The organism is Actinacidiphila sp. bgisy160, from assembly GCF_965342435.1.
In the GTDB taxonomy this organism is placed as follows: Bacteria; Actinomycetota; Actinomycetes; order Streptomycetales; family Streptomycetaceae; genus Actinacidiphila.
Window position 1 is genome coordinate 1 of the sequence record NZ_CBDRCM010000074.1, and the last position, 13,469, is coordinate 13,469.

The window sequence follows — 13,469 nt, forward strand, 5'->3', positions numbered from 1 at the left end:
CAGCCGTGAACTCGGGCACTCGCCCACCGACCGGTCAGCGGCCGGCGGTCTGGCCGCCGTCCACGGGAAGGGTCACGCCCGTCACGAACGGGGCGTTCTCCAGGTAGAGCACCGCCTCGACGATGTCGTCGACCTCGCCCATGCGCCCGACCGGGTGCAGCGCGGCCAGCCACTCGTGGGTCTCCACCGGGTGCATCGGGGTCTTGATGGTGCCCAGTGCCACCGCGTTCGCGCGGATCCCCTGGGTCGCGTACTCGGTCGCCAGCGCCCGGGTCGCCGCCTGCAGGCCACCCTTCGTGAGCGAGGCCAGAACCGAAGTGATCTTCGCGTCCGCCTGGTCACCGAGGCTGCTGGAAATCTGGACCACGTGCCCGCCGCCCTGCTGCAGCATGCGCTCCACCGCCAGCTGCGTGATACGGAAGAAGCCGTCCACGTTGATGCCGAGCACGGTGCGGTAGTCCTCCTCGGTGTACTCCGTGAACGGCTTGGCCACGAAGACGCCGGCGTTGTTGACCAGCGTGTCCACCCGGCCGAAGCGCTCCACCGCCGTCGCGATCACACGCTCGGCCGTCTCCCACTCGGCGATGTCCCCCCGGACCGTCACCACTCCCGGGTCCGCCGACTCACCGATGTTCCGCGAGGTGGCGACGACCGCGTAGCCCAGCTTGCGGTACCCCTCGACGACTCCGGCACCGATGCCCTGCGACGCACCCGTGACGACCGCGACCTTTTGACCCTGAACGCTCATGGTGTTCCTTCTCCGTGGGGATGTGATGGAAGACCCGGCACTAGACGACCGGTCACCTACAAAGTAGACGACCGGTCGAGAACTGTCAAATAGGCGAAACACGGACGAAGGCGACGCCGCCGGAGGCCGCCTACCGGGCGCCGGGCGGGTCCATGCGGTGCGGGAATCCGACGCGCAGCACGAAGGCCGCCGCGGCCGCGGCCAGGACGACGAGTGCCGCCAGGACCAGCGCCTGCTGGTAACCGTGGCGCAACAGGGGCGCGACAGCCAGGGGGCCGAGGATCTGGCCCACCGAGTACCCGGCGGTCAGCAGGGCGACCGCGCGCGGGAACCGCAGATGCGTCCCGGCCGCGAGAGCGACCGTGCTCACGCCGATGAAGGTGGCGCCGAAGAGGAAGGCCGAGGCGAGCGCCGCGGCGGGCCCCGCGACCAGGGCGGGCAGTGCGATGCCAACGGCCTGCACGACCAGCGCGGCCAGCAGCACGTCCGGGCGGGACCAGCGCCGCCCCAGCCACGCCCACAGGGCGGCGGAGGGAACGGCCGCCAACCCGGCCAGCACCCAGGCGCCGGTGCCGAGCCGGCCGGGCGAGCCCTGGTCGATCGCGGCGACCAGGAAGGTGCCGGCGATGATGTAGCCGACGCCTTCCAGCGTGTACGAGGCGAACAGGGCACCGAACCAGCGGTGCGTGCGCGGCGCCGCCGTCTGCCTCCGCGCTCCGGGCGGCGCGGCCGGCGCGGCCTCCGTCCGCATGGTCCACGCGGCCACCGAGAGCAGCGCGGCGAGGGCGGCGGACGCCCACCACGCGGCCCGCCAGCCGGCGAACCCGCGCAGGACGAGGACGAGCAGCCCGGACAGGGCGATCCCGGCGCCGACCCCGCCGAGGCCCCAGCCGGTCAGATGGGCGGGGTGCTCACGCAGCCGCCCGAGGAGCGCGCTGACGGCGATGACGAAGACCGTGGCGCTGACCGCACCCGCGACCAGCCGCAGTACCAGCCACACCTCGGTGCTCTGCGAGAGCGGCATGGCGGCGAGGCTCGCGACGAGCAGCAGCAGCGAGCCGCGCAGGACGGCGGCGGAGCGCGTCAGCCGGGGGAGGAAGGTACCGGCGAGCGCCCCGGCGAGGTAGCCGATGTAGTTGGCGGTGGCCAGGTGCGCACCGGCCCCGGCCGTCAGACGCGCCTGAGCGTGCATCAGGGGGAGGATCGGGGTGTAGACGAAACGGCCGACCCCCATGGCCGCCGCCAGCGCCGCCGCGGCCTGGCCCACGTGGGCCCAGGGCGAGCCGAGGGCCCCGCCGGGTGCGGCGGCCGGACGCTGGATTGTTTCGCTCACGACATCTTCCTCGACGATGGTTCCGGTACGGGACGGACCACGGCCCCCCGTCGCGCCGTGCCCGGGCGAGGGGGAGCCGTGTGGGGGTGCCGCGTACGGCGGGGCGCGCGCGGTCAGGCGGCGCCGTCCGCCTTCCCCGGGTCATTGGGGTGCGACTGCAGCGCGGTCACGACAGCCGACATCCACGGCCACAGCGGCAGCGTGCCGAGGACCTTCTCGTAGAGCTCGGCCTCGTCGGCGGCGCGCCACAGGCCGATGCTGCGCAGTTCGCCCACCGGGCGCCACAGCCGGCCGAGGTGGCCGGTGGCGGCCAGTTCCCCGGCACGGACGGCCTCGGCCGCGCGACGCCGGTCGACCTCGGCCGGGTCGGTGCCCTCGGGAACGGTGGTGGTCAGCTCGACCAGGAACTCCTTCACGGTGTTGCCTCTCCTAGAACCTTGGAAAACAGAACCTGGAAAACAGCCGGAGCCATCGACGGGCGGGCGTCCGGGCCGGTGGCGTACCGCCGGTCCTCCGCTCCTCCCACCCTGCGCCCGCGGGCCGGGAGGGCGCCACGACCGGTTCCCTCCCTGCTGGGAGGCGGAACCTCACAACGGGCGCCGCCCGGCGGGCGGGTGGCCTTGGGCCTCAGTTGTCGGTGGCGATCCGGGAGACGTGGTAGGCGCGGATCAGCCAGCCGTCGCCCTCGCGCCGCAGGACCAGCGAGAGGTGCACGGGAGCCGTCCAGCCCTCCGCGCCCCGGAAGACGACGTCGGCGAAGCCGCCGGCCACCTGGTCGCCGATGCGGTAGCCCTGGACCTTCCCGACTTCCGCCCAGCGATCCTCCGTCACGGCCTCGTAGTAGGCGCGCACCGCCTCCCGGCCGGCCGTGGTTTCCGGCCCGAACCCCTGGAACAGGGCGTCGGAGGTGAACAGCTCGGCCATCTCGTCCGGCCGGTGGCCGTCGAAGGCGGCCTTCCAGCGGGACAGCGTCTGGCGCATCGGGTCGTTCGTGGCGTCCGCCGGATCAGCGCTCATGTCGGTTCTCCTCTGTGCTCAACGATAGGAAGGGCGGCGCCCGCCCGCGTGCGGAGGGCGTCCGGAACCAGGGCCGAATAAGATAGTCGACCGGTCTAATAAATTAGTCGGGCGGTCGTATACTGGCAAACACGGGACACCGGTGAAGCCGACGCGAAGCCCACGGCCGGCACCTCCCGGCTCCCCGCGCACCCCCCTCGCAAGCGTCGCCGCCCCGCAGGAGGAACACTCACATCATGGTCTCGCCACTGGCCGCACTCGGGGTCGACACCCCTGTCCTCGCCGCGCCGATGGCCGGCGGTCCCACCACCCCCGCACTGGTCGCCGCGGCCGCCCGGGCCGGCGGCCTGGGCTTCCTCGCCGGCGGGTACCGCACCGCCGCGGCGCTGGCCGAGCAGATCGCCGCTGTCCGGCCGTCGGGGATGCCCTTCGGCGTCAACCTCTTCGCGCCCAACCCCGTCCCGGTCGACCCCGGCGCCTTCCGGCGCTACGCCCGGGCGATCGCGCCCGACGCCGGGACACACGGCGTCGACACACTGACCGCGGAGATCGTCGAGGACGACGACCACTGGGCGGACAAGGTCGACCTGCTGCTCTCCGCGCCGGTGCCGGTGGTGAGCTTCACCTTCGGCATCCCGCGGGCCTCCGTCGTCTCCGCGCTGCGCGCCGCCGGGAGCCTGGTCGTGCAGACCGTCACCTCGGCCGCGGAGGCCCGGGCGGCCGCGGAGGCGGGCGCCGACGTGCTGGCCGCACAGGCGTCCGCCGCGGGCGGGCACTCGGGCACGCTCACCCCGCAGCGCATACCGGCGGCCGTCCCCCTGGAGGACCTGCTCGGCGAGGTGCGCGCGGCGGTGTCCCTGCCGCTCGTGGCCGCCGGCGGCCTGGCGACCCCGGCCGCCGTGGCCGGCGCGTTGCACGCCGGAGCCGACGCGGTCATGGTCGGCACCGTGCTGATGCGCGCCGACGAGGCCGGCACCTCCTCGCCGCACAGGGCGGCGCTGGCCGACCCGGCACGCACCGGGACGGTGGTGACCCGGGCGTTCACGGGCCGTCCGGCGAGGGCGCTGCGCAACGACTTCACCGATCGCCACACCGACGCGGCGCCGGCCGGTTACCCGGCCCTGCACCATTTGACCAGCCCGATGCGCAAGGCGGCCGCCGCCGCGGGCGACCAGGAGCGGATCCACCTGTGGGCCGGCACCGGCCACCGCCACGCCACCGAGGAGCCCGCGGAGCGGATCCTGCGGCGACTGGCGTCCGGAATCTGATCCCGGGCGCACGGGCGAGCCGGACACGGCGGCCCGCCCGGTCCGGCCCCTCAGGTCAGCGCGACGCCGAGCAGGACCTCGAGCTGGGCGATCGTCTCCTTGGGGTCCTTGGCGTGGACGCCCGCGAGCCCCAACTCCGCGGCCGGCGCGAGGTACTGCTCGGTGTCGTCCACGAACACGCAGGCCTCGGCGGGCAGACCGAGCCCCTGCAGAGCCAGTTCGAAGATGGCGGGCTCGGGCTTGCGCACCCCGTGGTGCCCGGAGATGACGACCGCGTCGTACGAACCCTCCAGGTCGTAGCCGTCGTACAGGTCCCACGGCGCGAAGCCGACGGAGTTGGAGAGGATCCCCACACGCACCCCGGCGCGCCGGGCGGCGGCCACGGCGTCGATCAGGGCCGTCTCGGGGCGGAGGTCGGCGAAGATCCGGCCCATGAGGTTGTCGGGCACCACGCCGAGACTGCGGGCCGCCGCGATGTTCCATTCCGTCTGGGTGATCGCGCCGCGTTCGAGCTCGTGGGTGCGCCGGGTCCCCTCCTCGTCGAGGTAGAGCGCGGTGATGCAGGCGCCCTCGGCCAGCCCCTCGCGCCGCTCGAAGGCGAGCACCGCGGGCAGCAGGGGCGTGGTGAGGACACCGCCGAAGTCGAGGATCAGGCCGGTGCGGTGGGACATGACGGAACTCCAGCGGTAGCGCGACGAGGACGCGTGCCGCCGCGATGCGGACGCGGCAGCCGCGTGTGGGCCCTCCGCCGGCGACGCTGCCGCGCGGTGCCCGAGGGGCCGGCCGGGAGCGGCGGCCGCGCGGACGGCACGCGCGGGGCGACGACCCGACGCCATCTTGTCATCCCCTCCCGCCACCCGCCCGGCCGCCCCTCCTCCGACCTGGGAACGAGCCCGCGGCACCGCATGCGTCACCACCTTGACCGGTGACGGGAGTGCGTGCGAGGGTTGCCGACGAGAACCCCAGGAACACGAAAGAAGGTTGGGAATGATCGACAGGCGGAGCTTCGGCAAGGTTTTCGGTGCGGGCGCGGCCGCGGCGTCGCTCGCGGGGCTGTCGGGCCTCGCGTCACAACCGGCCTCGGCGGCGACGTCGCACAGGCCGCGGCCGCGCACCGGCGGACCCACTCCCGTCCGGGGCACGTACACCTCGCTCGGCGCCCTCAAGCAGGTCGACGCCGGTGTCCTGAACATCGGTTACGCCGAGTCCGGCCCCGCCGGCGGCCCCGTGGTGATACTCCTGCACGGCTGGCCGTACGACATCCACAGCTACGTCGACGTCGCGCCCCTGCTGGCGGCGGAGGGCTACCGGGTCATCGTCCCGCACCTGCGCGGCCACGGCACGACGCGCTTCCTCTCGCCCCGGGCGTTCCGCAACGCCCAGCAGTCGGTGGTCGCGCTCGACGTCATCGCCCTGATGAACGCCCTGGGCATCGAGAAGGCGGTCCTCGCCGGCTACGACTGGGGTTCGCGCACCGCCGACATCATCGCCGCGGTCTGGCCCGAACGCTGCAAGGCCCTGGTCTCCGTCACGGGTTACCTGATCACCAACCGCGACGCCAACATGCAGCCGCTGCCGCCGAAGGCGGAGTGGGCGTGGTGGTACCAGTACTACTTCGCGACCGAGCGCGGCCGCCTCGGCCTGGAGGAGAACCGGCACGACCTCGCCCGCCTGGTCTGGGAGTTCAACTCCCCCACGTGGGAGTTCGACGACGCCACGTTCCGCCGCACCGCCGCGTCCTTCGAGAACCCGGACTACGTCGCCATCGTGCTCCACAACTACCGCTGGCGGCTCGGCCTCGCGAAGGGCGACCCGCGCTACGACCGCCTTGAGCGGCGGCTCGCCGCGGGCCCGATGATCGGGGTGCCCACCATCACCCTCGACGGCGAGGTCGATCCGTTCACCCCAGCGGGGGACGGAGCCGCCTACCGCGCCAGGTTCTCGGGCAAGTACGCCCATCGCACGCTGAAGGGCATCGGCCACAACGTGCCCCAGGAGGCACCGGAGGCCTTCGCGGCGGCCGTCGTGGACGCCGACTCCTTCTGAGTCCTTCCGAGAGGCCCGGCGAGGCGCTCGGCACGGGGCGAAGAACGCTGGTCGACCACGGCCTGACCACCGGTCACGAGATCATTTCGGGGCGGATCGATATCGCGACACCATCAGGTGCCGCGATATCGATCCGCCCCGTTCCGTTCCCGTCGCCGGGCGGGACCCCGGTGGGGTGCGGTGCGGGCCCGCTCCGGCACCCGCAGCCCACGCCTCGCGGTCTGCGCGCAAGCCACCGCCCCCGGCCGCGGAGCGGACGGGGGCGGCACGGACGGCCGGCGGACGTGCGGTCAGCCGAAGGTGAAGGAGTAGGCGCTGAGTCCGGGCGAGAGCTTCAGCGTCACGACACCCCGGCGGGACGAACTCCCGCTCACCACGCGGCGGATGCCGGGGGCGCCGGAGACGGCGAAGGTGCTGGTCCGCCCGTCCAGGGTGGCGGTCACGGTTCCGGTGCCGCCGACGTCGAAGTAGACGTCGCGGGCGAAGAAGTCCAGCGTGATCCCGGCGTCCCGCCCGCTGGTCAGCGCCTCCTGGCCGGCGTCCCAGGTCCCGGTCAGGGCTGCCTGGCCGGGAAGAAGGGCCTCCGGTCGGCGGAACACCCCGGTCCCCATGGTCACGGGTCCGTTCACCACGGCGGCGCTGCGGCCCGCCCCCAGCGGGATCTCCGGGGTCTGCCTCCGGTCGGTCGGGGTGCCGTCGGGGACGTCGGTGGGGGGCGGCAGCGCGACGCCGGGGCGCGCGTCGGTGAGCAGTCGCCGGATCAGCGACTCGGTGCCGCCGTAGCCGCCCTCGCCGACGGCGACGTGCCGGACCCTGCCATGGGCGTCGATCAGGTACTGGGTGGGCCAGGCCTGGTTGCCGAAGTTGTCCCAGGTCGCATAAGAGTTGTCCAGCGCCACCGGGTAGCCGACACCGAGCCGCCGGGCGCCCGCCTCGACGTTGCCGGGGACGCGCTCGAAGGCGTACTCGGGGGTGTGGACGCCGATCACCACGAGGCCGTCGGACCGGTAGTGCTCGTACCAGGCGTCGACGTGCTCGATGGCACGCTGGCAGTTGATGCAGGAGTAGGCCCAGAAATCGACGAGGACGACCTTGCCCGCCAGCGACTCCTTGGTCAGCGGCGCGTTCCCGGGGGTGTTGAGCCACTGCTGGATCCCCGAGATCTCCGGTGCCGCTCCGCAGTCCTGGAGGACGGACGCCGTTTCCTGCCCGCAGGAGCGCAGGTCCCGCGGGCCGGACGCGCCCGGCCCGCCGGGGAGCGCGGGGCCGGCGATCGCCTCGTTGACGCGGGAGGTGTAGTCGGGGACGGCCCGCTGCACGACGTCGGTGAGGTTGAAAGTGAGGCCGAAGGCCAGGACGACGAAGGTCAGTCCTGCGGCGAACCGCACCCCGCGCTGCCGTTCGCGGAACGCGCGCACCCGCTCGGCGATCCTCCGGCCGGCCAGCGCGAAGAACAGTAGCGGCACCGCCGTGCCGACCGCGAAGGCGACGGCGAGCACGACGGTCCCCGCGCCGATCCGGTGGGTGGCGCCGGCGACGGCGATCGCGGCCAGAACGGGGCCGGCGCAGGGCACGTAGACCGTGCCGAGCACGAGTCCCAGGAGGAACCCGCCGCGCCCGCCCCCGACGCGCCGCTGCCCGATGCGCGCGAACGGGCGCTCCAGCAGCTCCTGCACCGCCGGGAACATCATGGCCACGCCGAGCAGCAGGAGCGCCCCGAGGCCCACCCACCGGAGGATGTCCGGGGGCACCGGGAGGGCGCCGAGCACGAGGGTGCCGAACAGCGTGATGAGGCTGAAGCTGACGACCAGTCCGGCCATCACCGCGTACGGCCGGCTCCTTCGCGCCGGTCCCGCGTCCTGCCGGGCGGCGGGGACCCCGCCCGAGAGGAAGACCAGTGGCAGGACGGGGAGCACGCACGGTGAGACGGCGGTGACGAATCCGCCGACCAGCCCGATGAGCAGCAGCGTGAGCAAGACGACCTCCGGACGGGGCTTTCACGCAGACCCCGGTGAACGGCGGCGTGCCAAGGGCTCCGGGCCCCGGCACGACGCGGACGGACGGTGCCGCCGCGCATGCGCGGCGGCGGGTGCGCTCTCAGGCGACGGTGGCCGGGACGGTCACCGGGACGGCGGGCGCCGTGGAGCAGGGGCGGATCTGGTGGGCGCCGGCCCCGAGTCCGGCCGCGGCCTTCCGGCCCACGCCGCCGAACTCGGGGTGCAGCACGGCGCTGAGGGCGTAGTCACCCTGAGCGTGCCGGTGCCGGAGGGCGGCCTCGGCGACGACGGCCAGGTCCCGCACGCGCACCTTGCGCTGAGCGGCCGTGATCTTCTCCGCGCCCAGGAAGCACGTGGACGATCCGGCGGCGAGCAGCTGCTCGGGGTCGGCCGCCCGGCCGTCGCCGCCGCACTCCTTCGGGACGGCGAGGGGCAGGCCGAGGAGCCCGTCGCTGGACGCCGCCCGGCCGCTGTCGCGGCCCTCACCGCTGGCGGTGACGACGGCGGTGTGGTTCGTCTCGGTCACGATCATGCCTTTCCCGCGTGTCCCGGCCGGCCGGTCCGACAGATCACCTGTCAGGGTGGTGATGACTGTGACAGAACATCTCATCACCTGTCAAAGAGGTGACGTACTTCGTTCGCACGTCGACCAGCCCCGCGCCCGTGATGTGAGTCACCTCCTTGACAGGTGACGCATGACAGGACATCGTTCGACGGGACCGACACCCTTCCGCGGAGGAGACGACGCGATGCCGCCCACGCCACAGAAGACCCCCGATGCCGCCGCGGCGGCGCGCAGGGCCCGGTTCGGCAAACTGCCCGAGCGCATCCGGCCCGACCAGATGATCCAGGAGAGCCAGGCCACGGCACCCGACCCGGCCAGGAACGTGTACGCCGCCGACGAGTGGCTCGTCCGCTACTGCCTGTGAACCCCGCCGGCCCGCCGGCAGAGCAACGGAGGTTTCCCCGGTGCGCATCCCCAAGCCGCTCCTCGCGGCGTCCTTGACAGTGCTCGCGGCGGCCGTGAGCGTCGCCTGCTTCGCGCAGGTCGTCTGACCGCCCAGCCCCCGACCTCGCCGCGCCGGCCCGCCCCGACCACCATCGGGGCGGGCCGGCGCTGCCATGCCCGGCCCCGCCGGGCCCGACGGGCGGCGCTTGACGCCGCTTGAGACGACCGGTCATATTGATGTGACCGGGTGCCGCCGCGTTTGCCGCGGCGCCTGCCCCGGCCACCCCAACCCCCGGTCGATCCGTCGAGGAGAACCATGTCCACGTACCGCGCATTCGAGGTCACAGGCGCCGGCAACTTCGAACTCGTCACCCGCGAGGTCGCCGCCCCGCCCGCCGGGCACGTCCGGCTGAGGGTGGAGAACTGCGGCGTCTGCCACTCCGACGTGCTCGCCGTGGAGGGGCTGCGGGCCGACCCGTCGCAGCCGGTCGTCCCCGGCCACGAGGTCGTCGGCGTCATCGACGCCGTCGGCGAGGGCGTGACCACCTGGCGGGTCGGCGACCGTGTGGGCGTGGGCTTTCTGGGCGGACACTGCGGCCAGTGCACGCCCTGCCGCCGCGGTGACTTCGTCAACTGCACCGACCAGCCCCAGACCGGCACCACCACCGACGGCGGTTACGCCGAGGTGCTGATCACCCGCGGCAGCGGCCTGGTCCGGGTGCCGGACGAGCTTCCCTCCGCCCTCGCGGCCCCGCTGCTCTGCGCCGGCCTCACGACCTTCAGCGCCCTCAGCCGGCTGCACGTCCGCCCGGGCGGGATCGTGGCGATCCAGGGCATCGGCGGCCTCGGCCACCTGGGCCTCCAGTACGCCGCCCGGCTCGGCTACCGCGTCGTGGCCATCGCCCGCGGCGACGAGAAGGAGAAGCTCGCCCGCGAACTCGGCGCGAGCCACTACATCGACAGCTCCGCGCAGGACCCCGGAGCCGAACTCCGCAAGCTGGGCGGCGCGGACGCCATCGTCGCCACGGCGGCGAGCGGCACGTCGATGAGCCCGCTGGTCCCCGGACTCGCCGCGCGCGGGCACATGGTCGTGGTCGGCGTCTCCATGGACCCGCTCTCCGTCGCCACGCCCGACCTGATCTTCGGCCCGCGCACCATCACCGGCAGCCTGACCGGCTCCGCGATCGAGAACGAGGACAACCTCGAGTTCAGCTCGCGCACCGGTGTCCGCCCGATGATCGAGACGATGCCCCTGTCGCGGGCACCCGAGGCCTATGCGCACATGATGTCCGGGAAGGCCCGCTTCCGGGTGGTGCTGGACGCCGCGGCCTGACCCAGCGCGTGCCCTGCCGGGTGTTGACAGGTCGGAGACGACCGGCCATATTGCGTGCGGAGGAGGTGGCGCCATGGCCCGGCAGAGCATGCGAGAGGCGATCGTCGACGCGGCGGTCGCGCAGTTCCACGCGAAGGGGTACAACGCCGCGGGCGTGAAGGACATCACGGACGCGGCCGGAGTGCCGAAGGGGTCGTTCTACAACCACTTCGACAGCAAGGAGGCGCTGGCCCTCGTCGCGCTCGACCGCTACGGCGCGGGCCGGCGGACGCACGTGCTGGCGGAACCCGGCACCGCGCCGCTCGTGCGGCTGCGCGAGCACTTCGAGTTCCTGCGCGACGAGACCGTGGACGCGGACTTCACCCGGGGCTGCATGTTCGGCAACTTCGGCGCCGAGATCGCCGACCACAGCGAGACGATCCGCGCCGGCGTCCGCGCGTCCCTCGGCGTGTGGGCCTCGCTGATCGCCGGCGCGCTCGCCGAGGCACAGCGAGCCGGCGAGCTGCGGACGGACCTGGACACCGGGCGGACGGCACGGTTCGTGCTCAACGCCTGGGAGGGCACGCTGATCACCGCGCGTTCCGGCCGGTCGGGCGAGGCCTTCGAGGACTTCTTCGACACGGTGTTCGGGACCCTGCTGACACCTCCGCCCGCCCCGCCGGCGGGCACGGCCTGACGCGCCACGACGGGACGGTGCCCGATCGCCCCCACGGCGACCGGGCACCGTCCCTCAGCGTTCCCCCGGCCGTTCGAGCACCGGCTTCACGTCCAGGATGGGCGTGCCGTCCAGCGCCTCCAGGTCCCGCACCCGCAACCGCAGGCCGTCGGCCTCGACGACCCGGACGCGGTGCAACCCGACCGGGTTCGGCCGGTCCGGCGACCGTGTGGCGAACACCCCGGTGAGCGGCCGCTCCCGGTCTCCCCGCGGACGCACCTCCAGCACGTCCCTGCGGGCCCGGTCCAGCCACGTCAGCACGAGCACGTCCGTGCCGGCCCGCACCCCGCACAGCGCCCCCGCGACCCGGGGCTCGAAGACCAGCCACGCCTCCGGGGACCCTTCGTCACCCTGCTTCGGGGCCTCGTCCCGGCACCGCAACGGTGACTCGACGTACCCCACGGCCCGCAGGACGTACTCCGGCCCCGACAACCCGTCCATCCGCCACCTCCCTCCGGCGTCACGATGTGCCACCGCGCCCTCCGCCCCTGCCGTGCGGACGACCCGGACAGGGCACAGTGATGATCCTGCATCACGCGACGGGAAAGCGGACCACCATGTGCGTGATCGACACCGCGGCCAAGGCGGCCATGGTGGCCGGATTCCTTCGTGACCATCCGGACGCGGGGCGAAGTGGTACGGCGCACCCCGCGCCGGCGGCTGCGACGAGGTGCCGTGGGCCGGCGTCCCCGGCTGCCCCGCGGACCCGCGGACCGTCCTCCACGCGCTGCCCGACGAACGCGCCGCCCCGAGGCCGCGCGGGTGCTCGCCGGCGTCCTGATGGACGGGGTCTTCCGGACGACGTCTTCCGGACGGGGGCCGCGATGCCGGTCGCCCTGCCGTTCGTCATCCGCCCCGCCGCCGGTGCGGACGTCCCGGTGCGCTCCGCGCTGTCCGACCTCTTCGCCGTCGCGGCCGAACTCGCCGAGCCGGTCGGTGCGGGGGACGAGCGCGCGGTGCGCCTCTGGGGACCGGGCGCCGACCAGCCGGAACGCGCCGGCTGCCGGGCGGTGCGGGCCGCGCACGCCGCCCTGGTCCGTCCGATGCCCGACGACGCGCCGCCCTACTGACGGGGCAGCCGGGAAAGACCTGGTCCGGGCCGCCTCCCCCATCTCACCTGGGCGGAGTCCGGGCCCGGTTGGGGCGCGGAACCGGCCGCGGCACCTCTGCCGCGGGCCACCACCCCTCGATTGGCCCTGGCCGGTCGCGTACGGACCTCCGTAGGCTCGCCGGTATGCGGATTCGTATCGTCGACGCCTTCACCGACCGCCCGTTCGCCGGCAACCCCGCGGGCGTACTGCTGCTCGACGCGGACGGCTTCCCCGACGACGGCTGGCTGCAGCGGGTGGCCGCGGAGGTCAACCTCTCCGAGACCGCCTTCGCCCACCCCACGCCGGGCGCCCAGGACGCGGACTGGGCACTGCGCTGGTTCACTCCCAAGGCCGAGGTGAACATGTGCGGGCACGCCACGCTCGCCACCGCGCATGTCCTGCACAGCACCGGCCTCACCAGCGGCCCGGTGCGGTTCGGCGCCCGCTGCGGCGTCCTCACCACGACGGCAGACGACGACGGCACCATCACCATGGACTTCCCGGTCGCCCCGCTGACCTCGGTCGTGGTCACGGACGAGATCACCGCCGCGATCGGCGCCGAGGTGCTGTCGGTGCACGAGACCGGGGACGACGTGGGCGACCTGCTGGTGGAGGTCGCCGACGAGAAGACCGTGCGGGCGCTGACGCCCGATATCGCCGCCGTCGCCGCGCTGCCCTCCAGGCGCGGCCTCATCGTGACCGCCGCGGCCGAGTCCCCGGCGACGACCGGCTACGACTTCGTCTCGCGCGGCTTCTTCCCCGCCGTCGGCATCGACGAGGACCCGGTCACCGGCAGCGCCCACACCGCCCTGGCGCCGTTCTGGTCGCGGCGTCTGGGCCGCGACGAGCTCACCGGACTACAGGCCTCCGCGCGTTCCGGCCTGGTGCGCACGGTGCTCAGCGGTGACCGCGTACGGCTCAGCGGCCGTGCCGTCACCGTGATCGACGGCGAGTTGCACGCCCACCCGTAGC

Annotated in this window: 15 protein-coding genes; 7 read left to right on the forward strand and 8 right to left on the reverse strand. The window is 73.8% G+C overall.

Features of this window, described 5'->3' with window-relative positions:
- Positions 1-34: 34 nt before the first annotated feature.
- From ACRWNP_RS33895 to ACRWNP_RS33910, 4 genes are all read right to left on the reverse strand, one after another.
- Positions 35-748 carry an SDR family NAD(P)-dependent oxidoreductase gene (locus ACRWNP_RS33895; RefSeq protein WP_431968308.1) on the reverse strand — a complete coding sequence of 238 codons (714 nt, stop codon included), beginning with the start codon at positions 746-748 and terminating at the stop codon, positions 35-37.
- A 130-nt stretch (positions 749-878) separates the two neighbouring features.
- Positions 879-1,982 carry a YbfB/YjiJ family MFS transporter gene (locus ACRWNP_RS33900; protein ID WP_431968357.1) on the reverse strand — a complete coding sequence of 368 codons (1,104 nt, stop codon included), beginning with the start codon at positions 1,980-1,982 and terminating at the stop codon, positions 879-881.
- A 212-nt stretch (positions 1,983-2,194) separates the two neighbouring features.
- Positions 2,195-2,497, reverse strand: coding sequence for a muconolactone Delta-isomerase family protein (locus ACRWNP_RS33905; RefSeq protein ID WP_431968310.1), 303 nt, complete (start codon positions 2,495-2,497; stop codon positions 2,195-2,197).
- Positions 2,498-2,708: 211 nt separating this feature from the next.
- Positions 2,709-3,098, reverse strand: a complete 390-nt coding sequence (locus ACRWNP_RS33910) for a YybH family protein (protein WP_431968311.1) — start codon at positions 3,096-3,098, stop codon at positions 2,709-2,711.
- A 236-nt stretch (positions 3,099-3,334) separates the two neighbouring features.
- On the opposite strand from ACRWNP_RS33910, the gene ACRWNP_RS33915 reads away from it, so the two are divergent.
- Positions 3,335-4,366, forward strand: a complete 1,032-nt coding sequence (locus ACRWNP_RS33915; protein WP_431968313.1) for a nitronate monooxygenase — start codon at positions 3,335-3,337, stop codon at positions 4,364-4,366.
- Positions 4,367-4,416: 50 nt separating this feature from the next.
- On the opposite strand, the gene ACRWNP_RS33920 is transcribed toward ACRWNP_RS33915, so the two are convergent.
- Positions 4,417-5,037 carry an HAD-IA family hydrolase gene (locus tag ACRWNP_RS33920; protein ID WP_431968315.1) on the reverse strand — a complete coding sequence of 207 codons (621 nt, stop codon included), beginning with the start codon at positions 5,035-5,037 and terminating at the stop codon, positions 4,417-4,419.
- A gap of 316 nt (positions 5,038-5,353) precedes the next feature.
- Here ACRWNP_RS33920 and ACRWNP_RS33925 point away from each other — a divergent pair, with 316 nt between their 5' ends.
- On the forward strand, positions 5,354-6,412 hold the full coding sequence (locus tag ACRWNP_RS33925) for an alpha/beta fold hydrolase (RefSeq protein WP_431968317.1): 1,059 nt from the start codon (positions 5,354-5,356) through the stop codon (positions 6,410-6,412).
- Positions 6,413-6,702: 290 nt separating this feature from the next.
- Here ACRWNP_RS33925 and ACRWNP_RS33930 read toward each other — a convergent pair whose 3' ends face one another.
- Positions 6,703-8,388, reverse strand: a complete 1,686-nt coding sequence (locus ACRWNP_RS33930) for a cytochrome c biogenesis protein DipZ (protein ID WP_431968319.1) — start codon at positions 8,386-8,388, stop codon at positions 6,703-6,705.
- A gap of 121 nt (positions 8,389-8,509) precedes the next feature.
- Positions 8,510-8,935 (reverse strand): osmotically inducible protein OsmC, encoded by a 426-nt coding sequence (locus ACRWNP_RS33935; protein ID WP_431968321.1) that lies wholly within the window; start codon positions 8,933-8,935, stop codon positions 8,510-8,512.
- 223 nt (positions 8,936-9,158) lie between these two features.
- Here ACRWNP_RS33935 and ACRWNP_RS33940 point away from each other — a divergent pair, with 223 nt between their 5' ends.
- From ACRWNP_RS33940 to ACRWNP_RS33950, 3 genes are all read left to right on the forward strand, one after another.
- Complete coding sequence (locus tag ACRWNP_RS33940; protein WP_431968323.1) at positions 9,159-9,338, forward strand: hypothetical protein; 180 nt, start codon at positions 9,159-9,161, stop codon at positions 9,336-9,338.
- A gap of 336 nt (positions 9,339-9,674) precedes the next feature.
- A complete protein-coding gene (locus tag ACRWNP_RS33945; protein ID WP_431968325.1) occupies positions 9,675-10,691 on the forward strand; it encodes an alcohol dehydrogenase catalytic domain-containing protein in 1,017 nt (338 codons plus the stop codon).
- A gap of 73 nt (positions 10,692-10,764) precedes the next feature.
- Positions 10,765-11,367 (forward strand): TetR family transcriptional regulator C-terminal domain-containing protein, encoded by a 603-nt coding sequence (locus ACRWNP_RS33950; protein ID WP_431968327.1) that lies wholly within the window; start codon positions 10,765-10,767, stop codon positions 11,365-11,367.
- A 54-nt stretch (positions 11,368-11,421) separates the two neighbouring features.
- Here ACRWNP_RS33950 and tsaA read toward each other — a convergent pair whose 3' ends face one another.
- Positions 11,422-11,847 (reverse strand): tRNA (N6-threonylcarbamoyladenosine(37)-N6)-methyltransferase TrmO, encoded by a 426-nt coding sequence (tsaA, locus tag ACRWNP_RS33955; protein WP_431968329.1) that lies wholly within the window; start codon positions 11,845-11,847, stop codon positions 11,422-11,424.
- A 383-nt stretch (positions 11,848-12,230) separates the two neighbouring features.
- Between tsaA and ACRWNP_RS33960 the strand changes: the two genes are divergently transcribed.
- The gene (locus tag ACRWNP_RS33960) at positions 12,231-12,476 is read left to right on the forward strand and encodes a hypothetical protein (RefSeq protein WP_431968331.1); all 246 of its coding nucleotides are present in this window, start codon (positions 12,231-12,233) and stop codon (positions 12,474-12,476) included.
- 164 nt (positions 12,477-12,640) lie between these two features.
- Positions 12,641-13,468, forward strand: coding sequence for a PhzF family phenazine biosynthesis protein (locus ACRWNP_RS33965; protein ID WP_431968333.1), 828 nt, complete (start codon positions 12,641-12,643; stop codon positions 13,466-13,468).
- Position 13,469 lies beyond the last annotated feature (1 nt).